Below are 25,283 nucleotides of genomic sequence, written 5' to 3'. Positions count from 1 at the left end.
ACCTGCGCGCGATCCGCGACGTTGAAGCGCCGAGAGGGAACTTTCCCGCCAGAGAGCGCAGAGACTTCACAAGAGAGCGCCAGAGACAAAATGAATCGTCCCGGCCCGACGCTCCTCAGCAGGCTGGCTTCAAGCCGCATCGCCATCGAGGCCGTGGAACCCACGGTCGATGGCGGCCGCTTCGCCGCCAAGGCGATCGTGGGCGAGCCGTTCCGTGTGGAGGCGGACATCTTCTGCGACGGCCATGAGGCGATCGCAGCGGCGCTGCTTTTCCGCCGTCGTGGCGGATCGGGCTGGGCGGAGACGCCCATGCGCCATCTCGGCAATGACCGCTGGCGCGGCACGCTCGTCTTCGAAGAGCCGGGGCCTTACGAGTTCGCCATTCTCTCCTGGCGCGACCTGTTCGCCACATGGCGCCTGGACACGGCGAAAAAGCACGAGGCGGGCCAGAGCATTGCCCTCGAGCTGGAGGAGGGCAGGGGCCTTGCCCAACAGGCGCTTGAGCTCCAGGACGGCGCTTCCCGCGAGGAGCGCCGGGCGCTGGAAGTGCTGCTTGAGGAGATGGCCGTTTCCGCCTCGGAGGGCGACCGGCTTGCCGTGCTCATGAGCGAGGATATGGCCGTGTTCATGCGCCGCCTCGGTCCCCGCGCGAATCTCACGCGGTCCGACACCAGCTTTCCTGTTTTCGTAGACCGGGAGAAGGCGGCCTTTTCCGCCTGGTACGAGCTTTTTCCCCGCTCCCAGTCGGACGATCCCCAGCGCCACGGCACGTTTGACGACGTGATCCGGCGCCTTCCCTATGTGCGCGGCCTCGGCTTCGACGTGCTTTATTTTCCGCCCATCCATCCGATTGGCCGAACGAACAGGAAGGGCCGCAACAACGCGCTTCACGCAGGGCCGGACGATCCCGGCAGCCCCTATGCCATCGGATCGGAAGAGGGCGGGCACGATGCCATCCATCCCGAGTTCGGCACCTTCGACGACTTTGCCCGCCTTGTGGAGGCCGCGCGCAATCATGGGCTCGAAATCGCGCTCGACTTTGCCATCCAGTGCTCACCCGACCATCCCTGGATCAGGGAGCATCCGGAATGGTTCGACTGGCGGCCCGACGGCACCATCAAGTTCGCCGAGAACCCACCCAAGAAATATGAGGATATCGTCAACGTCCATTTCTACCGGCAGGCGCTTCCCGGCCTCTGGCATGCCCTGCGCGATGTGGTGCTGTTCTGGCTGGCAAGGGGCGTGCGCATCTTCCGCGTGGACAATCCGCATACCAAGCCCTTGCCCTTCTGGGAATGGCTGATCGAGGAGGTGCGCGCGGTCGACCCCGGCGTGATCTTCCTTTCGGAGGCCTTCACCCGGCCGAAGATGATGAAGCGGCTCGCCAAGGTGGGCTTCAACCAGTCCTATTCCTACTTCACCTGGCGCAACACGAAGCAGGAGCTGACAGAATACCTCTCGGAGCTTACGCGCGAGGAATGCCGCCACTATATGCGGCCCAATTTTTTCGTAAACACGCCGGACATCAACCCCTTCTACCTGCAGACGAGTGGGCGAGCCGGCTTTCAGGTCCGGCTGTTTCTGGCGGCGACGCTGGGCGGAAACTACGGCGTCTATAGCGGTTTCGAGCTCTGCGAGGCGGAGGCGCTTCCGGGCCGCGAGGAATATCTCAACTCAGAAAAATACGAGATCCGCGCCTGGGACTGGGACCGCGCGGGCAATATCAAAACCGATATCGCTTTCGTAAACAGGCTGCGGCGCGAAAACCCGGCGCTGAGGCAGTTTACCAACCTGAAATTCTACAACGCCTGGAACGACAGCATCCTCTACTACGGCAAGTTCACGGACGACCTGTCCAACTTTCTGCTGTTTGCCGTCAACCTCGACCCGCACAATCCGCAGGGGGCGCATTTCGAGGTGCCCCTGTGGGAGTTCGGCCTGCCCGACGATGCGACCATCGAGGCCGAGGATCTGGTGACGGGAGAGCCCTTCGCCTGGACCGGCAAGATGCAGCACATGTTCTTCGATCCGCGCCAACGCACCTATATGGCCTGGCGCCTGATCGCGCCGGGAGGACGCCGATGAATGCGTTCGGCAAGACGGGCGTGGCAATCCCGGGCGATGAGGCGGCGCCGGCAGAGGCCTCCAGCGCCGCGCAGCAGTCCGATTGGTACAAGGATGCGATCATCTACCAGCTTCACATCAAGGCCTTTCACGATTCCAATGGTGATGGCATCGGGGACTTCAACGGCCTTTTGCAGCGGCTCGACTATATCGAGCGGCTGGGGGTAAACGCCATCTGGCTTCTGCCCTTCTATCCCTCGCCTCTGCGGGACGATGGCTACGACATAGCCGACTACCGTTCGATCAATCCCGCCTACGGCACGATGCGCGATTTCCGCCGCTTCGTGGCGGAGGCGCACCGGCGCGGCATCCGGGTCATCACCGAACTCGTCATCAATCACACCTCCGACCAGCACCCGTGGTTCCAGCGCGCCCGCCATGCGAAAAAGGGGTCCGCCGCGCGCGGCTTCTACGTCTGGAACGATGACGACGAACGTTATCCCGAAACGCGCATCATCTTTCTGGACACGGAAAAATCCAACTGGACCTGGGATCCGGTGGCCGGCCAGTTCTTCTGGCACCGGTTCTATTCCCACCAGCCTGACCTCAATTTCGACAACCCCCGCGTTCTCGACGAGGTCATCAAGGTCATGCGCTATTGGCTCGACATGGGCGTGGATGGCCTGAGGCTGGATGCGATCCCCTATCTGGTGGAGCGCGACGGCACGAACAACGAGAACCTGTCCGAAACCCACGAAATCCTGAAAACGATCAGGAAGGCGCTGGACGAGCGCTACCCCGACCGCATGCTTTTGGCCGAAGCCAATCAGTGGCCGGAGGACACGCGCCCCTATTTCGGCGAGGGGGACGAATGCCACATGGCGTTCCACTTCCCGCTAATGCCACGCATCTACATGGCGCTGGCGCAGGAGGACAGGCACCCGATCTCCGACATCATGCGCCAGACGCCGGAAATCCCCGAAAGCTGCCAGTGGGCCATTTTCCTGCGCAATCACGACGAGCTGACGCTGGAAATGGTCACGGATCAGGAGCGGGATTATCTCTGGCGCACCTACGCGGAGGATGTGCGCGCGCGTATCAATCTCGGCATCCGCCGCCGCCTTGCGCCGCTCATGCAGAACGACCGGCGCAAGATCGAGCTGATGAACGCGCTTCTGCTTTCCATGCCCGGCACGCCCGTCGTTTATTATGGCGACGAGCTCGGTATGGGCGACAACATCTATCTGGGGGACCGCGACGGCGTGCGCACGCCCATGCAGTGGTCGCCGGACCGCAATGGCGGCTTCTCCCGCGCCAATCCGCAGATGCTCTACCTGCCGCCGATCATGGACCCCGTCTACGGCTATCAGACCATCAATGTGGAGGCGCAGGAGGCGGACCCATCCTCGCTGCTCAACTGGATCCGCCGCATGATCGCCGTGCGCAAGCAGCACCCTGCCTTCGGGCGCGGCGACTTCACGATGCTCTACCCGCGCAACCGCCGCATCCTAGCATATACGCGCAGCGACGGAGCCGAAACGCTTCTCTGTGTCGTCAATCTCTCCCGCTCGGCGCAGGCGGTGGAGCTCGATCTTTCCAGGCATCGCGGCTGCGTCCCGGTGGAGCTTGTGAGCCAGTCGCCTTTCCCGCCCATCGGCGAGCTGCCCTACATGCTCACGCTCTCCGGATACGGCACGTTCTGGTTCGTGCTGGCCAGTCAGGCGCAGGCGCCGGACTGGCATTCAAACGTGCCCGAGCCTCTACCCGAATTCGTCACGCTGACGCTGATCGGCGGCAATATCGAAAGGGCTTTGGAAGGACGCGAGCGCAGGCAACTTGAACGGGACGTGCTCCCACAGTTCCTGGAGCGGCAGCGCTGGTTCGGCGCCAAGGGCGAGGCAATCGCAGGCACCGCCATCCGTGAGATCGCGAAGCTGGATGAGGAGGCGGGGTTGCTTTCGATTGTCGAGGTGGAGCTCGCCTCCGGCCGGCAGCACTATCTGCTGCCCTTGAGCATTCTCTGGGGCGAGGAAAATGTTCAGTTCGGCGCGCCCAAGCTTTCAGCGACGGTTGCGCGCGTGCGCAAGGGCGCACAGCTTGGGGCGCTGATCGACGGCTCCTATGACGATCGCCTGGCTTCGGAGCTGATGCGGCGCATGCAGCAGGGGGGAGAACTTTCCTTGCCTGGAGGTGTTTTGCGCTTTCATGGCAGTGAAAGGCTTGCCTCCATGCGCTTTGAAGACCCTTCCCTGCCGCTTCAGGGCGAGCAGAGCAACGTGTCGATCGCCTTCGGGCGCCAGGCGCTCATGAAGATCTTCCGCCGGCTGCGCCCGGGCGAACAGCCGGAGGTGGAGGTTGCCCGCTTTCTGACGGAGGATGCGGGATATCCGTACACACCAGCCTTTCTGGGCATGGTGACCTTCGAGGACGAGGCGGGTGAAAACACGGTGCTCGCCAGCGTTTCGGCCTTTGTCGAAAATCAGGGCGATGCCTGGACCGTCTTCCTCCACGCGCTGCAGCGCCAAATCGAGGATGAGATTCTCGCACCGCCTGCCGACGGTGCGGCCACGCCGGATGGCGGCCCGATGAGCTTTCTCTATCCGCTCGATCTCGTCCGCAAGCTTGGCGAGCGCACGGGCGGAATGCATGCCGCCTTCGCCGTGAAGACGGACATGGAGGCCTTCCGCTCCGAGCCTGTCCGCCGCGCCGACATTGAGCAGTGGGTGAGAGAGACCAGGGCCGAGCTTGCCGCTGCGCGCGCGGCCTTGCTGCGGGCAGGCGGGAACCTGCCGGCGAGCGCTGCCGAAAGCGCCGACTCCCTGCTTTCGCTCCTGCCTGAAGTCGAAAAGCGTTTGACGGCGTTGCGGCGCATGAAGCCATGGGGCCGCAAGACGCGCATTCACGGCGACTATCATCTCGGTCAGGTGCTGATCGCGCAGCAGGAGGTGTACATCATTGACTTTGAAGGAGAACCGCGCCGCACCCTTGCCGAGCGGCGCGCCAAGAGCTCGCCCCTGCGCGATGTGGCGGGCATGCTGCGCTCCTTCGACTATGTGGCCTGGGCCGCAGCCCGGCAGGTGGGCGCGCGCCTTCCCGATCAGGCCCGGGACTACGGCGCGCTGGCCCGGCGCTGGCGCGAGCGCATGACAGCCGAGTTCCTGGGAGGGTATTTCTCCGCGACCGAAAGCCCCGATGCAGAGCGCGAGGAGCGGGAAGGGCTGCTCCTGAATCTCTTCCTGCTCCAGAAGGGCTTCTACGAAATCAATTACGAGCTTTCCAACCGCCCGGATTGGGTCGGCATTCCGATCCAGGGTCTGCTCGACCTCATCGAGGGGAGGGCCGATTGAGCGAGACGGCGGACATCGCCGCCTGGCGGCTCGATGATGCCCATGCGATCGGCGCGCTGGTGGCCGGGCGCTACAGTGATCCCTTTGCGGTTCTGGGACCACACAAAAGCCCGGCGGGCATTGTGCTGCGCGTGTTGCGGCCGGAGGCCGAGACGGCGGAGGCAGTCGATCCACAAACGGGCAAGGTGCTAGGCCGGCTTTTGAAGCGTCATGCGCGCGGCTTCTTCGAGGGATTGATCTCAAACACGGACGAGGTGCCGCGGTACCGGCTTCGCTTTACGCGTGAAGGCGAGAGCTGGGAGGAGGAGGACCCCTACCGCTTTCCAAGCATGCTTGGCGAGCTCGACCGGCATCTGATCGGTGAAGGGCGGCACATGCGCCTTTATGAGGTGCTGGGCGCTCATCCCATGAGCTTCGATGGTGTCGCCGGCACGCGCTTTGCCGTGTGGGCGCCGAACGCCTCCCGCGTCAGCGTGGTCGGCCATTTCAACCACTGGGATGGCCGACGCCATCCCATGCGCCTGCATCCGGGCATCGGCGTATGGGAAATCTTCATCCCTGATGTGGGAGTGGGAGAAATCTACAAATACGAGATCATCGGCGCGCATGGTGAGGTGCTGCCGCTGAAGGCCGACCCGCTCGGCTTCGCATCCGAACTGCCGCCCGCCACGGCTTCCGTCATCCACGGGCTGCAGGAATATGGCTGGCAGGACGTGGCATGGATGCGGGCGCGGCCCGTGCGGAACGACCGGACCGCGCCGATCTCGATATACGAGGTGCATCTGGGTTCCTGGCGAAGACGCGAAGATGGGAGCTATCTTTCCTATACGGAGTTGGCTGACGCGCTCATTCCCTATGTGAAGGGATTGGGTTTCACCCATATCGAATGCCTGCCCGTAAGCGAACATCCCTTCTCGGGCTCCTGGGGCTACCAGCCGATCGGGCTCTATGCTCCCTCAAGCCGCTTCGGCGCGCCGGAGGATTTTGCCCGTTTCGTCGACCGCTGCCATAGCGATGGCCTCGGCGTCATCATCGACTGGGTGCCTGCCCATTTTCCCTCGGACGCGCATGGGCTTGCCAATTTCGACGGCACGGCCCTCTACGAGCATGCCGATCCCCGACTCGGTTTCCACCGCGATTGGAACACGCTCATCTACAATTTCGGCCGGCGGGAGGTCGCGAATTTTCTCACCGCGAACGCGCTCTTCTGGCTCGACCGCTATCACGTGGATGGCCTGAGGGTCGATGCCGTCGCCTCCATGCTCTATCTGGATTACAGCCGCGAACCCGGCGACTGGGTGCCCAATATTCACGGCGGCAATGAAAATCTGGAAGCGATAGCCTTCCTGCGCGACACCAATATCGCCCTGTTCTCCCGCCACGAAGGCGCGACCTCCATCGCAGAGGAATCGACCGCGTTTCCAGGCGTCTCCCGCCCGGTTTACGCCGGCGGGCTGGGCTTCGGCTACAAATGGAACATGGGCTGGATGCACGATACGCTCGACTATATCGGGCGTGAACCGGTCTACCGCAGACATCATCACAACCAGATGACCTTCGGCCTGCATTATGCGTTTTCGGAAAACTTCATCCTGCCGCTCAGCCATGATGAGGTGGTGCACGGCAAAGGCTCCCTGATCGGGCGCATGCCCGGTGACCGCTGGCAGAAGTTCGCGAACCTGCGGGCCTACCTCACCTTCATGTGGACCCATCCGGGCAAGAAGCTTCTCTTCATGGGAGGCGAGTTCGCGCAGGAGCGCGAATGGAACCACGATCGGGGCCTCGATTGGCATCATCTGGATGACCCCATGCATCGCGGCGTGAGCGAACTCATCCGCGATCTCAACGCGCTCTACCGGAACCATCCGGCCCTGCACGAGTTGGACTGCGATCCTATGGGTTTCGAATGGATCGACGCCTCCAGTCCCGAGCTTAGTGTCTTCATTTATATAAGAAAGGCATCGGAAGCGCCGCCCATGGTTGTGGCCTGCAATTTCACTCCGGTGGTCCGCGAAGATTTCCGCATCGGCCTGCCGCACGGCGGGCGGTGGCGTGAAGTCCTGAACAGCGACCATCCCCGGTATGGCGGCTCCGGCATCTTAAACGAAACCGTTCAGGCGGAAGAAGAACCCTGGCACGGCCGGCCGGCCTCGGTGCGGCTCAGGCTGCCGCCGCTAGCCGCCATCGTGCTGGCGGGCGAGAACTGACGAAAGGACTTCATATTGCGCGTCGAAGCCGGCCTTCCTTACCCTCTCGGCGCCACCTGGGACGGCTCCGGCGTGAATGTCGCCGTCTTTTCGGCGCATGCCTCGAAGATCGAGCTTTGCCTTTTCGATGCCAAGGGTAAGCGGGAAATCCGCCGTGTTCCGCTGCCCGAATACACCCATGAAGTCTGGCACGGCTATTTCCCCGATTTGAGGCCCGGCCAGGTTTACGGGCTGCGCGCCCATGGACCGTACGATCCCGCCAATGGCCACCGCTTCAATCCGGCCAAGCTTCTGATCGATCCCTATGCCAAGCTGCTTCTGGGCGACCTGCGCTGGCACGACGCCTGTTTCGGCTACCGCGTCGGCTCGCCCCGGCTCGATCTCTCGATGGACCGGCGCGACTCCGCCTTCGTCATGCCCAAATGTGTGGTGACGGACACCGCCGCCACCTGGGGCAACGACGTGCGGCCGCAGACCGCCTGGCCCGACACCATCATCTACGAAGCCCATGTGAAGGGCATGACGGCCCTTCATCCAAAGGTGCCGGAGCAGCTGCGCGGCACCTTCGGCGGTCTCGCCGACTCCCGCGTCATCGACTATCTCGTGAAGCTCGGCATTACGGCCATCGAACTCTTGCCCGTGCAGGCCTTTTTCGACGACCGCTATCTCGTCGAGAAAAGGCTGACAAATTACTGGGGCTACAACACGATCGGCTTCTTTGCGCCTGCGCCGCGCTACATCTCGCCCGGCGGCGGACTCCATGAGTTCAAGCGCATGGTGCGCAAGCTGCACGAGGCGGGCATCGAGGTCATCCTCGACGTGGTCTACAATCACACGGCCGAGGGCAATGAAATGGGGCCGACGCTCTCCTTCCGCGGCCTCGACAATGCCAGCTATTACATCCTCGGAGACGACCCGCGCTACTATTACGACACCACCGGCTGCGGCAATACGCTCAATCTCAAGCATCCGCGCGTGCTGCAGATGGTCATGGATTCGCTCCGCTACTGGGTCGAGGAATGTCATGTCGACGGCTTCCGCTTCGACCTTGCCACCGCGCTCGGCCGGGAACGGGACAATTTCGAGCCGTCATCCGTCTTCTTCGACACCTTGCGGCAGGACCCGGTCTTATCGCGCGTCAAATTGATCGCGGAGCCTTGGGATCTGGGCCCCGACGGCTATCAGCTCGGCAACTTCCCTCCTGGCTGGGCCGAGTGGAACGGCGCCTATCGCGATTGGGTGCGGTCCTTCTGGCGCGGTGACGAGCATGTGGCGCCCAGCCTGGCGAGCGGCCTTTTGGGGTCGGCCTCCCTGTTCGACAAGCGTGGGCGAAAACCCTGGTCGAGCATCAATTTCGTCACCGCTCACGACGGGTTCACGCTGAAGGACCTTTATTCCTACAACGAGCGGCACAACGAGGCCAATCAGGAGGAAAACCGTGACGGGCACAGCGACAACCGAAGCTGGAATTGCGGCGCAGAGGGACCGACGGACGATCCCGAGATCCGCGCCTTGAGGGACAGGATGCGCCGCAATGCGATAGCCACCATGTTCCTGTCGCAAGGCACGCCCATGCTTCTGATGGGCGACGAGGTGGGCCGCACCCAGCACGGCAACAACAACGCCTACTGCCAGGACAATGAGATGAACTGGCTACCCTGGGAAGGGTACGAGCCGGAGGACGAGGAATTCCTGAAGTTCGTGCGCCGGCTGATCCTTTATCGGAAAGCGCGCGCGCGGTTGCGTACCAAACGCTTCCTGCACGGCGACATGATCGCGGACAAGTTCAAGGATGTCTCCTGGCTGCGCCCCTCGGGCGAGCCGATGACGGACGAGGACTGGACCAATCCCGACCTGCGAAGCCTCGGCCTCCTGCACTGCGACGAGCGGGGGCAGTGCATCCTCCTCCTCATCAACGGGTTTCACGAGCCGGTGGAATTTTCGCTTGCGTCCGAACTGGGTGCGGCCGGATGGAAGCTGGTCATGCGCACGGACAACGGCCGCTGGCCCGTTTGGGAAGCGATGCGCGTTCCGCACACGTTCGAGCTCGCGGATCGCTCCATGGCCGTACTGGAAGGGCGCCTGCGATGAACCGGGAACCTTTCAGAACCACCTGGGGCGCAAGCCTTGGTCCGGACGGTTCCGCTCTCTTCCGGCTCTGGGCCCCGGCGCTTGAGGAGCTACGGTTGGACCTTGGCGGCTGGCAGCGCCCGATGGAGCGGCGGGACGATGGCTGGTTCTCGCTCGAGGTGTCGGGGGCTGCGGCAGGAACACCTTACGGTTTCATCCTGCCTGATGGCATGATGTTTCCCGATCCAGCTTCCCGCGCGCAGCTTTCGGATGTCCATGGCCCCAGCGTACTGACTTCGTCTGCCTTCGCCTGGCAGTCACAGAGCTGGACAGGCCGCCCGTGGGAAGAGGCCATCATCTATGAGCTGCATGTCGGCGCCTTCACGCCCGAGGGCAATTTCGGTGGCGTGCTGAAGAGGCTCGACCACATTGCCTCGGCAGGCTTTACGGCGATCGAACTCATGCCGGTCGCGCAGTTTTCCGGCACGCGCGGCTGGGGGTATGATGGCGTTCTGCCTTATTGTCCCCATTCGGCCTATGGCGGCGCGGAAGGCCTGAAGCGCCTTGTGGACGCTTCGCATCAGCGTGGCCTGATGATCTTTCTCGATGTGGTCTACAACCACTTCGGTCCGGACGGGAACTATCTGAACGCTTACGCACCGGATTTCTTCGACCCTGGGCGGAAGACGCCCTGGGGACCTGCGATCCGCTTCGAGGAGCCTGCCGTCCGGGCCTTCTTTCTCGAAAATCCGCTCTACTGGCTCCACGAATTCCGCTTCGATGGGCTGCGTTTCGATGCCATCGACCAGATCAAGGATGAAAGCGAAACGCCCATCCTGGAAGAGATGGCAGCCGCCATCCGGGCGCAATTTTCCGGCCGGGAAATTCACCTGATGACGGAGGATGAGCGCAACATCGTTGCGCTTCATCCGCGCGATGAGCAGAACAGCCCGCTGCTTTTCACCGCCGAATGGAACGACGATTTTCATCATGCCGCCCACTGCATCGCCACAGGCGAAAGCTCCGGCTACTATGCCGCCTTCGCGGATGATCCCGTTAGCCATTTGGCAAGGGCGCTGGCGGAAGGCTTCTGCTATCAGGGCGAGTCCTATAGCCCGAGGGAAGGCAAGCCGCGCGGCGAGCCAAGCGCCGGGCAGCCGCCATCGACCTTTGTCGCTTTCTTGCAGAACCACGATCAGATCGGCAACCGCGCCTTGGGAGAACGGCTCGCGGCGCTCGCGGAACCGGATATAGTGGAACTGCTGACGGCAATTCTTCTGCTCAATCCGCAGATGCCGCTTGTCTTCATGGGCGAGGAGTTCGGTGAAACCAATCCGTTTCTCTTTTTCACCGATTTCCATGGCGAGCTTGCCCGTGCAGTGCGGGAAGGCAGGCGGCGGGAATTTGCCGACTTTGACCATTTCTCGGAGCAAAAGGCGGAGCACATCCCCGATCCCAATGCGCTTCCCACCTTTGAAGCTTCCATGCTCGATTGGGATCGGGCGGCAACTGAGGCCGGCAGGCAGCGCCTTGGCCTTTTCCGCCGCCTGATTGAGGCCCGCCGCGCCCACATCGTCCCCCATCTGGCCGGCATGAAATCCATGCAGGGCGAGGCCGTGCAGTATAGCAAGCAGGCCCTTTCGGTCCGATGGGGAACGGGGGAGGGCATCCTCCTCCTGTGCGTGAATTTCGGACCCGACGATCTTGCATCGGATGAAGACCTGGCCGGCTTCGACGCGATCTTCGAGAGCCGGGACGGCGTGTTTGCCTCCCTGGCGGATGGCTGGCTGCCCGCCTCCTGCGTGGCCGTCGCGGCGAAGCGGGATGGTGCATGATGGCGGGTGATCTCGACCAGCTTGCCGCCACTCACGGGATCGTCCGCACCTATCGGGCGCTCGATGGAAGCATTTCCCGCGCGCCGGACGAGGCGTTGCAGGCCATCCTCCGCATCCTGGGGGCGCATGGCAATGCCGGGGCGGAATCTACTGCAGGGGAGTGGCCCACGCTACCGCGCGCCGCTGAAGGGGCTGTCTGCTATCTTCCTGATTTTCTGGACCGCGGCCGAGCCTGGGGCATCACCTGCCAGCTTTATTCGCTCCGCTCCGGCAGGAACTGCGGAATCGGTGATTTCGAGGATTTGGCGAGGCTGGGAGAAATGGCCGCGCGCATGGGCGTCGATCTTCTTGGCGTGAACCCGCTGCACGCTTTGTTCCTGGCCGCTCCTGAAAGGAGAAGCCCGTTTTCGCCAAGCATCCGGGAATGCCTGAACCCGCTTTATATCGCGGTCGATCAGGTGGATGGCTTCGATCCTCCTGAGGACCGCGATGAAGCGGCGCTTGCCGATCTTGAGGGCGAGCTCGTCAACTATGAGGCGGTGACCCGCTACAAGCTCGCTATCCTGCGGCGGATTTTTTCCCGCATGCAGGAGGCGCATCGCGACAGGCTCGATGCGTTCATCGAAAGGGCCGGCGAACCTCTCCGCCTCTATGCGCTCTTCGAGGCGATCAGCCTCGAGATGACCCGCCTCGGTCGAGGTGCGGGCTGGCACAGCTGGCCTGAAGAATTTCAGGATCCGCACAGCGATCGCGTTGCGGCCTTTGCCCGCCAGAATGGGCACGAGGTGCGCTTTCTGCTCTGGCTGCAGTGGATAGCGGACGAGCAGCTTGGAAAAGCCGCTCGTCGGCTGCGGGATGCGGGCATGCGCATCGGCCTTTATCTCGACCTTGCGGTCGGCACCGCCCCGGATGGGGCGGCCACCTGGGGCGACCGTCCTCTTACCGTCGTCGGCGCGGAGATCGGCGCCCCGCCGGACATGTTCAATCCCACCGGCCAGAAATGGGGGCTTGCACCCGTTTCTCCTTCGGAGATCGCCGCGCGCGGTTTCCAGCCCATCAGGCGTTCCTACGAAGCCATTTTGCGCCATGCGGGCGCCTTGCGCATCGATCACGCCATGAGCCTTTACCGCCTGTTCTGGATCCCGGCCGGGATGAAGGCGGGGGAGGGCGCCTACGTGCTTTATCCGATGCCGCAGATGCTGCGCGTGCTTGCGGAGGTTTCCCAGAAGGCGAAAGCCATCATCATCGGCGAGGATCTGGGCGTCGTGCCCGAAGGATTCCGCGAACAGATGAAGAAGGCCAATCTTCTTGGCTACCGCATCTTCTATTTCGAGCAGGACGAGAACGGCTTCATTGGCCCGGAGCATTGGCCGCGCTGCGCACTCGCCTGCATCGGCAGCCACGACACAAGCACTCTGGCCGGCTGGTGGACGGGCAGCGATATCGACTGCCGGGAACGGATTGGATTGTTCGATACAGAAACTGCTGATCAGGAGCGCGCGCGGCGGAGAGACGAGAAACGCCAGGTCATCGAAACGCTCCATCTCCTGGGCGCTCATCAGGCGGGAGAAGCTTTCGACGAGGCCGTCGCAGCCGGAGTTCATCGCCTCGTAGCGCGAGCCCCCTCGCTTCTGTTCGCCACCCAGATGGAAGACCTGCTTGGGCTGATCGATCAGCCCAACATGCCGGGCACCGTCGATGAGCATCCGAATTGGTGCCGCAGACTTCCCGTCGCGATAGACGAGCTTGAAAGCTGCCCCATTCTGCGCGCGGTAATCGGGGCGATATCGGAGGAAAGGTCGCGCGCGCCATGACCATTCCCCGAGCTACCTACCGCCTTCAGTTCCGCGACGGCATGACCTTTGAGCGGGCCGCGGAAATCGTGCCCTATCTTGCCGATCTGGGCGCGAGCCATCTTTATGCCTCGCCCATGTTTACGGCCGCGCCGGGCTCCACCCACGGCTATGACGTGGCCGACCATCAGGCGCTTGATCCCGCGCTGGGCGGGGAAGCGGGTTTTGCCAGGCTGGCGGAGGCCTTGAGGCGGCACGAGCTTGGCCTGTTGCTTGACATCGTGCCGAACCACATGGCCGTTTCGACCGCCAACCCATGGTGGCGCGATGTGCTGAAGCATGGCCGCGCAAGCGCATTCTCGAACCACTTCGATATCGATTGGCAAGCGGCAAAACTGCTCTTGCCCGTTCTTGGCGAGCCCTATGGCGAGGCTCTGGAGGAGGGCAAGTTCGCACTGAAGCTTGACGAACAGTCAGGCGAGCCGGTCTTCAGCTACTACGACCTCAGCCTGCCGCTTGCCCCCGCGTCTGTCGAAGCTTTTCTTGTCGGCGAAAGCGGTTCCGCATCCGACAGAACGTCGCTCGAACAAGCCATTCAGCCTGCCAACGCCGACAAGAACCTGCTGCATCAGGTCCACGAGGCTCAGATCTGGCGGCTCGCCTATTGGCGTCTTGCCCGGGAGGCGCTCACCTATCGGCGTTTCTTCGAGATTGCAGACCTCATCGGCGTGCGGGTGGAAGACGCCGCCGTTTTTGCCGATGTGCACTCCCTTGCGCTGAAACTCGTTCGGGAAGGCATCGTGGACGGCCTGCGCATCGACCACATCGACGGTTTGGCCGACCCCAAGGCCTATCTTGCTGCTGTGCGCGAAGCGTCCGGCCTCGACTAAGTGGTGGTGGAGAAAATTCTCGGCCCCGGGGAGGAACTGCGCGGCGGCTGGGCCTGTGCCGGAACCACCGGCTACGAAATGGCACGGCTGATCACTGCCCTTCAGGTGGAGCCGGCGGGCCGTGCGGCGATGACGAGGGAGTGGTGCAACTTCACCGGCGACGATCCGGATTTTCATCATCAGGTGCTAGCGGCGAAGAGGCGTATCCTGACGGTGAACCTGGCCGGAGAGCTGGATGCGCTCGTGCGCCTTGCCCATTCCCTTGCCGTGGAAGACATAGCCACACGCGATTTCGGCAAGGACGCTCTGCGGCTCGCCATTGTCGAACTTGCCGCGAACCTCCTGGTCTATCGCACCTATATCGATGCAAGCGGCCCGTCCGAAGAGGATCGGGCGCTGATCGAGCGCGCAGCCGGCCGCGTTGAGCATGGACGTGAGGTAGAGGACGACCGCGTCATCGCCTTCATTGCATCCCTGCTGCTTGATCCCGCCGCAGGCTCACGCAGCCGTTCCGAGTTCGTCACGCGCTTCCAGCAAACCACCGGCCCGCTGATGGCCAAGGCGGTCGAGGACACGGTCTTCTACCGCTACAACCGGCTGATCGCCCTGAACGAAGTGGGTGCCGAGCCCGATGAGTTCGGCATCAGCGCTGACGCTTTCCACGTAGCCATGAAAAGGCGGGCGGAGACGTGGCCTTACGCCCTCTCGGCCACCAGCACGCACGACACCAAGCGCGGCGAGGATGCGCGCGCCCGGCTTGCCGTCCTGAGCGAGATGCCCGAGGAATGGGTGGCGGCCGTATCGCGCTGGCACGAAGGCGCGAGGGACCTGCGCAAGGATCTGCCAAGGGGGCCTGCACCAAGCAGGAGCACCGAATGGCTGTTCTATCAGGCTCTGGCGGGTGCCTGGCCGGCCGATCTTTCATTGCAGGACGAAGCGGGGCTACAGGAGCTTGCCGAACGGCTCGTTGCCTTCATGACCAAGGCGCTGCGCGAGGCCAAACGTCAGACAAGCTGGACGGACCAGAACGAGCCCTATGAGGCAGCGGTTGAAGCCTATGTGCGCGGCGTCTTTTCGCCCGAACGGCGCAGTTTCCTGCGCGAAATCCGGGCGCTTATCGCGGCGATTGAACCAGCCGGCATCGTCAACAGCCTGGCGCAACTGGCACTCAAGCTAACGCTTCCCGGCGTGCCGGACATCTACCAGGGTTGCGAGATTCTGGATTACAGCATGGTCGATCCGGACAATCGCAGGCCGGTGGACTTCAACCTGCGCCAAGACCTTCTTGAGGACGTGCGCGAGCTCTCTCCCGCCCAGGCGATGGAGCGCTGGCGCGAAGGGCTGCCGAAGCTCTGGCTGACCGAGCGGCTGCTTCAGCTGCGGCGCGCCGAGCCCGATCTCTTCAACCGCGGGGGGTATGAGGCGGTTGACGTTACGGGGGATGAGGCGGCCCATGTGCTCGCATTCTGCCGCGCGGCAGGCGACAAAAAACTGATCGTCGCCGTGCCCCGTCTGGTGCTCAGACATTGCGAGCCGGAAAGGCATTCCTGGATCGCGAATGCTTTTTCGCGAACGATGCTTGTGCTCTCTGACGGGCCCGCTTCCTATCGCACGCTGAACGGGGAAGCGTTTGCAGAAGGGAAAATTCCTCTCTCCGCGTTGTGGCGCGATCTTCCGGTCGCCGTTCTGACGTCGGCGTAGCTCCGGCGGGCGCCTATTCCTCGTCTGTGTCAGAGCCGGCCGGGCTCTTGGCGCGCTTTGCGTTTCCGGCGCCGCGCCGGCCGGCGCTCCCGCCGTTCCCGAAGCTGCCTTCGCTAGTGTCAGGGCTTGAACCGGGCATCGTGCCGCCAGCCTGAAGGTCGCCCGGCAGGCCGGAGCTGTCCGAGTCGGACCCTTTGCTGGCCGACTCACCTGCCTCTTCGGCCTCAATCTCGCGCGCGGCGCGCTCCCAGTGCTCCTGCTGCTTGCCGTCCGGGCGGCCTTCAGCCTCCCAGAGTTCGTATGCCCTTTGCCTGATCTTCTCTTCCCGGTCGGGTGTCATGGTCGTCCCTCCAATGGCAGGGACAAACCAGCATCACGGCGACTTGTTCCGGCCTTCAGCAAAGATGATCGGGAGGCCGGAACGTCAGGAATTTTTGGTGCAGCTTCCTTCGGCCTGTCAGACCCGCGCGGCCGCCGCCGCTTCTTCCGCCGACGCGGAATCGAGGATGCGCTGAAGGCCTGCGGCGTGGCGGAAGCTGGGCTCGGTCGCGATGTTCAGCCGCACGGCGTTGACGAAACGCTCGTAATTGGTTGCGACGGGCTCCGCCTTCATCTCCCGCCAGGTGGCCGTTTCCGCATCCTCGTCGAGGCAGACCTTCAGATGCGAGCCCCGGTGGTCGTGCTGCACCTCGACGCCGCCTTTTTCGCCATAGATGCGCAGGCGCAGCTCGTTCAGATGGCCGGTCGCCCAGCGGGTGGCATGGATGACGCCGAGCGCGCCATTGGCGAAGTTTGCCGTCATGGCGAAGCTGTCATTCGCATCAAGCACATATTCGCCGATACGATCACCCTCGGCTTTGTGGAAGGTTCTGAGCCGGCACGACACATCGCTGATCTCCGTCGCCGCGCCATAGGCGGCGAAGTCGAGAATGTGAATGCCGATGTCGCCCAGCGTGCCGTTCGAGCCGTGCGCCTTGGAAAGCCGCCACAGCCACTGCGGCCCCGTGCGCCAGTCGCCCCAGGCCTTGGAGACGAGCCAGCTTTGCAGATACGAGGCTTCGATGTGACGTACGGCGCCGATCCGGCCGGAAAGAACGAGGTCACGCGCGGCGTGGATTTCCGCCACGTTGCGATAGCTCAGATTGACCATGGCCACGACACCCGCTTTTTCCGCGGCATCGGCCATCTCCGCAGCCTCCGCATAGCTGGTGGCAAGCGGCTTTTCGCATAGCACATGCTTTCCTTTGGCAAGGCAGGCCATGGTCGTCGCGTAGTGGACGGCGTCCGGCGTCACGTTCGTAACGGCGTCGAAGTCGTCCCAGGCGAGCGCTTCTTCGGTTGAGGAAAACTGGCGCTCGATCTTGTGCAGCGCGCAGAACTGGCTGAGCCGGTCGGGATCCGTGTCGACGGCTCCTACCAGATGGACACCGGGAATGGCTGCGAAGCGATTGGCATGCTGATTGGCCATCTTGCCGGTGCCGATGATAAGAAGGCGCATGTGGGTCGTTCCTATCTGTAGCCCTGCTCGCCGGGAGCGTGCAGTTTCGGGCCGCGCTCGACGATCTTTTCCGGAGCCTTTTCCACCGGCACGTTGGGTGCTTCGTGAACCGCCGTATAGGCAGGGGCGGGATTATGCGCCCAGCGCACGGCGTTGCGCAGCACCTGGCCGACCGTCGCGTCGTGGTAGGTCGGATAGGTCTCGTGGCCGGGACGGAAATAGAAGATGTTGCCCGCTCCGCGCCGGTAGGTGAGACCGGAGCGGAAGACCTCGCCGCCCTGGAACCAGGAGATGAACACCGTCTCCATCGGCTCCGGTACGGAGAAGGGCTCTCCATACATCTCTTCATATTCCAGCTCGAAGAAGGCGGGCAGCCCCCTCGCGATAGGATGGCCCGGATTGACCACCCAAAGCCGCTCGCGCTCGCCTGCCTCGCGCCACTTCAGCGCGCAGGGCGTGCCCATCAGCCGCTTGAAGATCTTCGAGAAATGTCCGGAATGGAGCACGATGAGGCCCATTCCTTCCCACACGCGCTTTGCCACGCGCTCGACAATCGCGTCATCCACCTGGCGGTGGGCCTTGTGCCCCCACCACACGAGCACGTCGGTTCCGGCGAGCCGCTCTTCGCTGAGCCCATGTTCCGGCTCCTGCAGAACGGCGGTCGAGACCTTCAGATCGCCATCTGCGGCTATCTGGCGGGCAATGGCGGTATGCATTCCTTCGGGATAGATTTCGCGCACGATCTCGTTTTCACGCTCGTGCACATTTTCGCCCCACACCAATACGTTGATGCTCATGGCATCCCTTATTGTCTTGATGGTTGTCGTTTCAGGATTCCCCGCCACTATTTCTCGAGCGCCCCTGCTCGAGCACAGACGCACCAACCGACCGACACTGTATGGAGGGTTTGGGACTGGAACCTCTGACGGCTCTGAAAATATACGCCCATAAGCCTCTTAGCAACGGCGGGCGGCCGTCAATCAACCCTTCTTGAAGAGCGAGCGGCAAAAAATACGCATTCTGCCGCCGGCACCGCAAACAGCGTCGCCGCCGCTCTGATCTTCAGCAAACGCGACGACCTACTGCCAGGGCAGCCGGTCGAGATCGACATTGCCACCGGAGAGGATCACGCCGACGCGCACGCCGGAGAAAGCGGCACGGTTTTTCAGAACGGCCGCGACCGTCACCGCGCTCGAAGGCTCGATGACGAGCTTCATGCGTTCCCACACGAGCAGCATCGCCTCCACGATCTCCTCCTCGGTCGCGGTGAAGATGTCCGTCACGTGCCGCGAGATGAAATGCCAGGTCAGGTCCTTGAGCGATGCCTTCAGCCCGTCGGCGATCGTCTCGGGTGCGTTCTCGGTGATGATATGGCCTGCCTTCAGCGAACGCAGCGCGTCGTCGGCCCTGGCAGGCTCGGCCCCGTAAACGGAGACCCCTGGCGCAATCGCGGCGATGGTGAGACAGGTGCCGGAAATCAGTCCGCCGCCGCCGATCGGGGCGATGAGAGCGTCGAGCGGGCCGCAGTCCTCGATCAGTTCCTTCGCGCACGTTCCCTGGCCAGCGATGACACGCGCGTCGGCATAAGGATGCACGAGGTCGGCGCCTGTTCTGGCCAGTTCCCGGTTCAGCGTCTCCTCACGCGCGTCCATCGATGGGGCACATTCGACAATGGTGCCGCCATAGGCGCGCACGGCCGCCTTCTTGGCGGCGGGCGCGGTGTGCGGCATGACCACCGTGGCCGGAATGCCGCGGCGCCGGGCGGCATAGCAGAGCGCCTGCCCGTGATTGCCCGAGGAATGGGTTGCCACACCTTTCGCGGCTTGCGCCTCCGGCAGGGAGAACACGGCATTGACGGCGCCGCGTGCCTTGAAGGCGCCAGTTTTCTGCAGGTTCTCGCATTTGAAGAAGAGCCGCGCACCGCTCAGCGTGTCGAAATACTCCGACGTGAGCACCGGCGTGCGATGGACATACGGGCGGATGCGTCGTTCCGCGGCTAGCACGTCGTCGTAGGTGGGGACGGGTCCTGAGGTCATGCCGCTTTCGTAGCCGGTGACGGACGAGGAGTCAGCAGGAATCAATCATAAGACAACGCGCCTCCCGCCAAATCGGTCACCCTGCGGGAAGTCCCTTAACAGGCGCCGAACGCTCCACCTTGACAGTTCCATCCTCTCGGTTACTTTCGTAACTATCTGGTTATTTATCGCTCAGCCAGACCGGCCCGCCGCGAAAGCCGGACCGGCGATTAAGGGAGGAAATCGATGGTTTCGAGAGTGAGCAGGCGCACGATTCTCGCCGGAGGGGCGGCAGCGCTGTCGGCTACGGCGATCGGGGCTCCACGCCTGGCCTTCGGTCAGGAGACGCGGTTGCGGCTCATGTGGTGGGGCTCCCAGCCTCGTGCTGAACGCACGTTTGAGGTCACCAAGCTTTATATGGAGCAGAATCCGGGCGTGCAGATCGACGGGGAGACGGTCGGCTGGGACGATTACTGGCCCAGGCTCGCCACGCAGGTGGCCGGGCGCAACGCGCCCGACATCATCCAGATGGATTACCGCTACATCTTCGAATATGCCCGCCGGGATGCGCTGGCCCCGCTCGACGAGTTTGTGCCGGATGTGCTGAATTTGTCTGGCTTCGACCAGGCCGCGCTTGACGGCGGTTCCGTCGACGGGGCGCTCTACGGCATCAGCCTCGGGGCCAACTCCTCCGCCATGATGATCAACAAGGCGGCCTTCGATGAGGTGGGAATCGACATTCCCGACAACTCCCTCACCTTCGATGAGCTGCAGCGCATCGGCATGGAAATCACCAATGCCGGCAAGCGCAGGAATTTCTACGGCATAGCGGACGGCTCGGGTCTCGAGCCCTTCTTCGAGAACTATGTACGCCAGCGCGGCAAGGCGCTCTACACGGAGGACGGGCAGCTCGCTTTCGACGCGGAGGATGTGCGCGAGTGGTTCGAGCTTTGGGCGGCCATGCGCGAGGCGAAGGCCTGCGTGCCGCCCGACGTGCAGGCGCTGGACAAGAACCAGATCGAAACCGGCATGGTTTCGCTTGGTCATGCCGCCGTCTCCTATGGCCACTCCAATCAGCTCGTGGGCTATCAGGCGCTGAACAAGGACCCGATCGTCATGCACGCCTATCCGCGCATCGCGGCCGGGGTGGGCGGCGGCCATTACCGCAAGCCTTCCATGTTCTTCTCGATTTCCTCGCAGAGCCAGAATCCGGAAGCGGCGGCGGCCTACATCTCCTTCTTCGTCAACGATCCGAAGGCGGCGGAAATCCTGGACGTCGAACGTGGCGTGCCTGAGTCGTCCGCGGTACGGGAATCGCTGGCCCCCAAGCTCGACGATACGGGCCGCGCGGCGGTCGAATATATCGGCGGGCTTGGCGACCTCGCCGGCCCCCTGCCGCCTCCGCCGCCGCTGGGCGCGGGCGAGATCGACAGGATGCTGTTGCGGGTCAGCCAGGAAGTGGCCTTCGGGCAGCACACGCCGCAGTCGGGCGCCGAGGCCTTCATCGCCGAGGCGGAATCCATTCTCGCACGGGGCTAAGGCTTTCGCCTTGCTCCATCGGCGCGTTCGGGACGGGGGTCCTGCAAGGGCATGTCGCGTACCGTGCTTAGACGGGAGGGCGGGGACAGGTTCCTGCCATGTCCTGCTCCGCCCCGAGCGGCTGCCCGGCATGCCCCGCGCTGAGGCAGAGTAGGGAGGGCAGGGCGCTTCCGTGCATCACCCAATGCGAAACCGCAGCTCATGACAACCATCGCCACTTCCGGGCCGATCAGTGCTCAATCCCGCGGCTGGCTCGCGCGCGCCTGGACGCGCAATGGTGCGGGGTACATGTTCCTTTTGCCGTGGTTCATCGGCTTCTTCGGGCTCACCGCGGGGCCGGCGCTGGTGTCACTCTATCTTTCCTTCACGAGTTTCGACCTGCTCACTGCGCCGCGATGGATCGGCCTCGACAACTACATCCGCATCGCGACGGCCGATCCGAAATTCATGGCTTCCATGCGGGTGACCTTCTTCTTCGTGCTGGTGTCGGTGCCCCTGAAGCTCATCTTCGCGCTCGCCGTCGCGATGGCACTCAATCGGGGCATTCGCGGGCTTCCCTGGTATCGCGCCATCTTCTACCTGCCCTCGCTGCTCGGCGCCTCCGTGGCGATCTCGGTGCTGTGGCGGCAGCTGTTTGCGGGCGACGGGCTCGTCAATTCCTTCCTCGCCAACTTCGGCATCGAGGGGCCGAGCTGGATCTCGAATCCCAACTATTCGATCTACACGCTCATCGTGCTGGCGGTCTGGCAGTTCGGCTCACCCATGATCATCTTCCTGGCCGGCCTCAGGCAGATTCCGCAGGACATGTACGAGGCGGCCGAGCTGGACGGCGCGTCCAAGTGGCGTCAGTTCTGGAAGATCACGCTGCCGCTCCTCACGCCCGTGGTCTTCTTCAACGCGGTGGTGCAGACCATCGAGGCCTTCAAGGCCTTCACCCCGGCCTTCATCATTTCAGGCGGCACGGGCGGGCCGATCAATTCGACGCTGTTCTACACGCTCTATCTCTATCAGGAGGCGTTCGGCTTTTTCCGCATGGGATATGCCTCCGCGCTCGCCTGGGTCCTCCTGGTGATCATCGCGCTGTTCACCGCCTTCTCCTTCCTCACCGCTCGCTACTGGGTGCACTACGATGACTGACATCGCGGCATTCGACGAGACGCAGCAGCGCGGCCTCACAAAGCGCAAGCTCTGGATGTCCGTCCTCCTGCACGGGCTGCTCATCGGCGGGTCGTTCATCATGCTCTACCCGCTCCTGTGGATGCTTTCCGCCTCGTTCCGGCCCGAGGAGGAGATCTTTTCCTCTACCTCGCTCATTCCGTCTTCGATTTCCTTCGATGCCTATCCGCGAGGCTGGTTCGGCCTGCAGGAAAGCTTCGGCACTTTCTTCTGGAACTCCTTCGTCATCTCGATCCTGTGCGTCATCGGCAATCTGATGGCCTGCTCGCTGGCGGCGTATGCCTTCGCGCGGCTCAATTTCTGGGGGCGCAATTTCTGGTTCGCCATCATGCTGGGCACGCTCATGCTGCCCTATCATGTCACGCTGGTTCCCCAATACGTGCTCTTCCTCAATCTGGGCTGGGTCGGCACGTTCCTGCCCCTCGTGGTGCCGAAATATCTCGCCGTCGATGCGTTCTTCATCTTCCTGATGGTGCAGTTCTTCCGCGGCATCCCGCGAGAGCTCACCGAGGCGGCGATGATGGACGGCTGCAGCGCCTGGCGCATCTACTGGAAGGTGATGCTGCCCCTGTCGCTCCCGGTGCTCGCCACCGCAGCGATTTTCACCTTCATCTGGACCTGGGACGATTTCTTCGGCCCGCTGATCTACCTGACCGACATGCGCGACTATACGGTGCAGCTCGGCCTGCGCTCATTCGTGGATTCCACGGGCCTGTCGGACTGGTCCGGGCTTTTCGCCATGTCCATCCTGTCCCTCGTTCCGGTGTTCTTCTTCTTCCTGTTTTTCCAGCGTCTGCTGATCGAGGGGATCGCCACGACGGGATTGAAGCGCTGAGGCCGAAAGGAAGGTGCCCATGATCCTAAAACTCTGCCATGTCGCGACATGGCGTCGCGAAAACAGGGAAAGCCCATGCCGGAGCGTCTGACGGTCGCCGTCGTGGGATGCGGGATCGGCCGCACCCACATCCTCGAGGGCTACTTGCCCAACAGCGACCGGTACCGCGTGGTCGCGCTCTGCGATGTGAATGCCGAGCGGCTTTCGGCGCTCGCCGGCGAGTTCGATATCGAGCGCCGGTGCACGGCCTTCGATGAAGTCCTCGCCATGGACGACATTGACGTCGTGGATATCTGCACACCGGCCTCGATCCACTACGGGCAGATCATGGCCGCGCTTGCGGCCGGCAAGCACGTGATCTGCGAAAAGCCGCTCGTAGGCTCGCTCAAGGAAATCGACGAGGTGATCGCCGCCGAAAAGCGGTCGAAGGGCAAGCTCATGCCCATCTTCCAGTACCGCTACGGCGACGGCGTGATGAAGGCCAGGAAGATCATCGACGCTGGAATCGCGGGCAAGCCCTATGTGGGTACGGCCGAGACGTTCTGGCAGCGCCTGCCGGAATACTATCAGGTGGCCTGGCGCGGCAAATGGGCGACGGAACTCGGCGGGGTTCTCATGTCTCACTCCATACATATCCACGACATGCTGATGTGGCTCATGGGGCGCCCGGCGGCGCTCTTCGGCCGGGTGGCGACCCGCATCCACGACATCGAGGTGGAGGACTGCGCCTCGGCCACCCTGGAGATGGAAAGCGGCGCGCTCGCCTCGCTCACCGCCACGCTGGGGGCGCGCGAGGAAATCTCGCGCCTGCATCTGGCCTTCGAGAACGTCACCTTCGAGTCGAGCCACTTTCCCTATTCGCTGGGTGACGACCCGTGGCGGATCGTCCCGCGCGACGAGAAGGTGAAAGCCGAGATTGACGCGCTGCTTTCCGGTTGGAAGCCTGTGCCGCGCCGCTTCGCCGGGCAGATGCGCGACTTTCATACGGCAATCGTGGAGGGCAGGGAGCCGCCTGTCACCACTAGCGATGCGCGCGCGGCCCTCGAGCTGGTGGCTGCGTTCTACCACTCGGCACGCACGCGGGAGGAGGCAAGATTCCCCATCGGCTCCGATCATCCCTATTACGAGAGCTGGATTCCGCAGCGCTCGCCATCCGGCTCTGCCTGATCTCGGAGACTTTGCTGATGTCCACCTCCGTCAAGCTCTCGAAGGTTTACAAGCGCTTCGGCAATGTCGAGGTGATCCACGGGATCGACCTCACGGTCGATCCCGGCGAGTTTACCGTCTTTGTCGGCCCCTCCGGCTGCGGGAAATCGACGCTTCTGCGCATGATCGCCGGGCTGGAGCCGATCTCCGGCGGTGAGCTGCTCATCGATGACGAGCTGATGAACGAGGTGCCGCCGGCAAAGCGCGGCATCGCCATGGTGTTCCAGTCCTACGCGCTCTACCCGCACATGACCGTTTACAAGAATCTCGCTTTCGGGCTGGAGACGGCCGGCATGCGCAAGAGCGAGATAGAGGATCGCGTGCGGCGCGCTGCCGAAATCCTGCAGATCGGGCAGCTTCTCGACCGCAAGCCGAAGCAGCTTTCGGGAGGCCAGCGCCAGCGCGTGGCGATCGGCCGCGCCATCGTGCGCGAGCCGCGCATTTTCCTGTTCGACGAGCCGCTTTCCAATCTGGATGCCGAGCTCAGGGTGCAGATGCGCGTCGAGATCGCCAAGCTGCATCGTGATCTCGGCAATACCATGATCTACGTCACCCACGATCAGGTGGAAGCCATGACCATGGCCGACAAGATCGTGGTTCTGCGGATGGGCCACGTGGAGCAGGTGGGTGCGCCGCTCGAGCTCTACAACAGGCCGGCCAATCGTTTCGTGGCGGGCTTCATCGGCAGCCCGAAAATGAACTTCCTGAATGCCGGGATCGAAGGCGCGGACGCCCGTTCAGCCGCCATCCGGGTGGGCGGCGGCAAGATCGCTCTGCCGCGCCCGGCCCGGTCCGCTTCCGCAGGCCAGAAGATAGAGTTCGGCGTGCGCCCGGAGCACATAACCATAGAACAGCGGGACGGGCGCATTCCCTTCGCCGCTGCGAAGGTGGACCTTGTGGAGAATCTGGGCGGGCAGACGCTTCTCTACACCACCCTCGCGGATGGTCAGAGCCTGACGATTTCACTCGACGGGCAGCGCGCCATAGAGGTCGGCGCCACCGTCGAGACCTTCATCGATCCTGCGACATGCCATCTGTTCGACGCGGAGGGCCGGATCATCTAAAGGCTGTCACCGACTTCAAAGGCGAGGCGTCGCCCGCGCGCCG

17 protein-coding genes are annotated in these 25,283 nt (G+C 63.2%); 13 read left to right on the top strand and 4 right to left on the bottom strand.

Annotated features, from left to right (window positions below; translation table 11 throughout):
• Positions 1-90: 90 nt before the first annotated feature.
• From NYR54_RS13660 to treY, 8 genes are read left to right on the top strand one after another with little or no spacing between them, the layout of a single operon-like run.
• Positions 91-2,085 carry an alpha-1,4-glucan--maltose-1-phosphate maltosyltransferase gene (locus NYR54_RS13660; protein ID WP_423738615.1) on the top strand — a complete coding sequence of 665 codons (1,995 nt, stop codon included), beginning with the start codon at positions 91-93 and terminating at the stop codon, positions 2,083-2,085.
• Positions 2,082-5,411 (top strand): maltose alpha-D-glucosyltransferase, encoded by a 3,330-nt coding sequence (treS, locus tag NYR54_RS13655; RefSeq protein ID WP_261516244.1) that lies wholly within the window; start codon positions 2,082-2,084, stop codon positions 5,409-5,411. Before NYR54_RS13660 ends, treS begins: the two co-directional genes overlap by 4 nt.
• Complete coding sequence (gene glgB, locus NYR54_RS13650; protein WP_261516243.1) at positions 5,408-7,618, top strand: 1,4-alpha-glucan branching protein GlgB; 2,211 nt, start codon at positions 5,408-5,410, stop codon at positions 7,616-7,618. The genes treS and glgB overlap by 4 nt, the downstream gene beginning before the upstream one ends.
• Before the next feature lie 15 nt (positions 7,619-7,633).
• Positions 7,634-9,709 carry a glycogen debranching protein GlgX gene (gene glgX / locus NYR54_RS13645; RefSeq protein WP_261516242.1) on the top strand — a complete coding sequence of 692 codons (2,076 nt, stop codon included), beginning with the start codon at positions 7,634-7,636 and terminating at the stop codon, positions 9,707-9,709.
• A complete protein-coding gene (gene treZ, locus NYR54_RS13640; protein WP_261516241.1) occupies positions 9,706-11,523 on the top strand; it encodes a malto-oligosyltrehalose trehalohydrolase in 1,818 nt (605 codons plus the stop codon). The genes glgX and treZ overlap by 4 nt, the downstream gene beginning before the upstream one ends.
• On the top strand, positions 11,523-13,337 hold the full coding sequence (malQ, locus tag NYR54_RS13635) for a 4-alpha-glucanotransferase (RefSeq protein ID WP_261516240.1): 1,815 nt from the start codon (positions 11,523-11,525) through the stop codon (positions 13,335-13,337). Before treZ ends, malQ begins: the two co-directional genes overlap by 1 nt.
• Positions 13,334-14,206, top strand: coding sequence for an alpha-amylase family glycosyl hydrolase (locus NYR54_RS13630; RefSeq protein ID WP_261516239.1), 873 nt, complete (start codon positions 13,334-13,336; stop codon positions 14,204-14,206). Before malQ ends, NYR54_RS13630 begins: the two co-directional genes overlap by 4 nt.
• 3 nt (positions 14,207-14,209) lie before the next feature.
• Positions 14,210-15,907 carry a malto-oligosyltrehalose synthase gene (gene treY / locus NYR54_RS13625; RefSeq protein ID WP_261516238.1) on the top strand — a complete coding sequence of 566 codons (1,698 nt, stop codon included), beginning with the start codon at positions 14,210-14,212 and terminating at the stop codon, positions 15,905-15,907.
• 13 nt (positions 15,908-15,920) lie between these two features.
• Here treY and NYR54_RS13620 read toward each other — a convergent pair whose 3' ends face one another.
• The 4 genes from NYR54_RS13620 to bhcB form a co-directional block, all read right to left on the bottom strand.
• On the bottom strand, positions 15,921-16,247 hold the full coding sequence (locus tag NYR54_RS13620) for a DUF2934 domain-containing protein (RefSeq protein WP_261516237.1): 327 nt from the start codon (positions 16,245-16,247) through the stop codon (positions 15,921-15,923).
• A 117-nt stretch (positions 16,248-16,364) separates the two neighbouring features.
• Positions 16,365-17,405 carry a Gfo/Idh/MocA family protein gene (locus NYR54_RS13615; RefSeq protein ID WP_261516236.1) on the bottom strand — a complete coding sequence of 347 codons (1,041 nt, stop codon included), beginning with the start codon at positions 17,403-17,405 and terminating at the stop codon, positions 16,365-16,367.
• Between the two features lie 11 nt (positions 17,406-17,416).
• Entirely contained in the window at positions 17,417-18,202 is a 786-nt protein-coding gene (locus NYR54_RS13610) for a ThuA domain-containing protein (RefSeq protein WP_261516235.1), read from the bottom strand.
• 282 nt (positions 18,203-18,484) lie between these two features.
• The gene (bhcB, locus tag NYR54_RS13605; RefSeq protein ID WP_261516234.1) at positions 18,485-19,441 is read right to left on the bottom strand and encodes a beta-hydroxyaspartate dehydratase BhcB; all 957 of its coding nucleotides are present in this window, start codon (positions 19,439-19,441) and stop codon (positions 18,485-18,487) included.
• A gap of 225 nt (positions 19,442-19,666) precedes the next feature.
• Here bhcB and NYR54_RS13600 point away from each other — a divergent pair, with 225 nt between their 5' ends.
• From NYR54_RS13600 to NYR54_RS13580, 5 genes are all read left to right on the top strand, one after another.
• Entirely contained in the window at positions 19,667-20,959 is a 1,293-nt protein-coding gene (locus NYR54_RS13600) for an ABC transporter substrate-binding protein (RefSeq protein WP_261516233.1), read from the top strand.
• A gap of 288 nt (positions 20,960-21,247) precedes the next feature.
• Positions 21,248-22,096: a carbohydrate ABC transporter permease gene (locus NYR54_RS13595; protein WP_261516280.1), complete on the top strand. Its 849-nt coding sequence runs from the start codon at positions 21,248-21,250 to the stop codon at positions 22,094-22,096.
• Between the two features lie 55 nt (positions 22,097-22,151).
• A complete protein-coding gene (locus NYR54_RS13590) occupies positions 22,152-22,970 on the top strand; it encodes a carbohydrate ABC transporter permease (RefSeq protein WP_261516279.1) in 819 nt (272 codons plus the stop codon).
• A 75-nt stretch (positions 22,971-23,045) separates the two neighbouring features.
• Positions 23,046-24,137 carry a Gfo/Idh/MocA family protein gene (locus NYR54_RS13585; protein ID WP_261516232.1) on the top strand — a complete coding sequence of 364 codons (1,092 nt, stop codon included), beginning with the start codon at positions 23,046-23,048 and terminating at the stop codon, positions 24,135-24,137.
• Positions 24,138-24,154: 17 nt separating this feature from the next.
• Positions 24,155-25,240 carry an ABC transporter ATP-binding protein gene (locus NYR54_RS13580; RefSeq protein WP_261516231.1) on the top strand — a complete coding sequence of 362 codons (1,086 nt, stop codon included), beginning with the start codon at positions 24,155-24,157 and terminating at the stop codon, positions 25,238-25,240.
• Positions 25,241-25,283: the final 43 nt, after the last annotated feature.

Origin of the sequence: Chelativorans petroleitrophicus, assembly GCF_025398195.1 — a bacterium.
In the GTDB taxonomy this organism is placed as follows: Bacteria; Pseudomonadota; Alphaproteobacteria; order Rhizobiales; family Rhizobiaceae; genus Chelativorans; species Chelativorans petroleitrophicus.
The sequence above is the reverse complement of the archived record's forward strand: the minus strand, read 5'-3'. Positions and strand labels throughout refer to the sequence as shown.

Bases quoted from the DNA above. Each gene is read 5' to 3' on its own strand.
- NYR54_RS13580 (WP_261516231.1), top strand. From the start codon at position 24,155: ATGTCCACCTCCGTCAAGCTCTCGAAGGTTTACAAGCGCTTCGGCAAT.
- NYR54_RS13590 (WP_261516279.1), top strand. From the start codon at position 22,152: ATGTCCGTCCTCCTGCACGGGCTGCTCATCGGCGGGTCGTTCATCATG.
- NYR54_RS13595 (WP_261516280.1), top strand. From the start codon at position 21,248: ATGTTCCTTTTGCCGTGGTTCATCGGCTTCTTCGGGCTCACCGCGGGG.
- malQ (WP_261516240.1), top strand. From the start codon at position 11,523: ATGGCGGGTGATCTCGACCAGCTTGCCGCCACTCACGGGATCGTCCGC.
- NYR54_RS13630 (WP_261516239.1), top strand. From the start codon at position 13,334: ATGACCATTCCCCGAGCTACCTACCGCCTTCAGTTCCGCGACGGCATG.
- treZ (WP_261516241.1), top strand. From the start codon at position 9,706: ATGAACCGGGAACCTTTCAGAACCACCTGGGGCGCAAGCCTTGGTCCG.
- NYR54_RS13615 (WP_261516236.1), bottom strand. From the start codon at position 17,405: ATGCGCCTTCTTATCATCGGCACCGGCAAGATGGCCAATCAGCATGCC.
- NYR54_RS13585 (WP_261516232.1), top strand. From the start codon at position 23,046: ATGCCGGAGCGTCTGACGGTCGCCGTCGTGGGATGCGGGATCGGCCGC.
- bhcB (WP_261516234.1), bottom strand. From the start codon at position 19,441: ATGACCTCAGGACCCGTCCCCACCTACGACGACGTGCTAGCCGCGGAA.
- NYR54_RS13620 (WP_261516237.1), bottom strand. From the start codon at position 16,247: ATGACACCCGACCGGGAAGAGAAGATCAGGCAAAGGGCATACGAACTC.
- treS (WP_261516244.1), top strand. From the start codon at position 2,082: ATGAATGCGTTCGGCAAGACGGGCGTGGCAATCCCGGGCGATGAGGCG.
- NYR54_RS13600 (WP_261516233.1), top strand. From the start codon at position 19,667: ATGGTTTCGAGAGTGAGCAGGCGCACGATTCTCGCCGGAGGGGCGGCA.
- NYR54_RS13660 (WP_423738615.1), top strand. From the start codon at position 91: ATGAATCGTCCCGGCCCGACGCTCCTCAGCAGGCTGGCTTCAAGCCGC.
- NYR54_RS13610 (WP_261516235.1), bottom strand. From the start codon at position 18,202: ATGAGCATCAACGTATTGGTGTGGGGCGAAAATGTGCACGAGCGTGAA.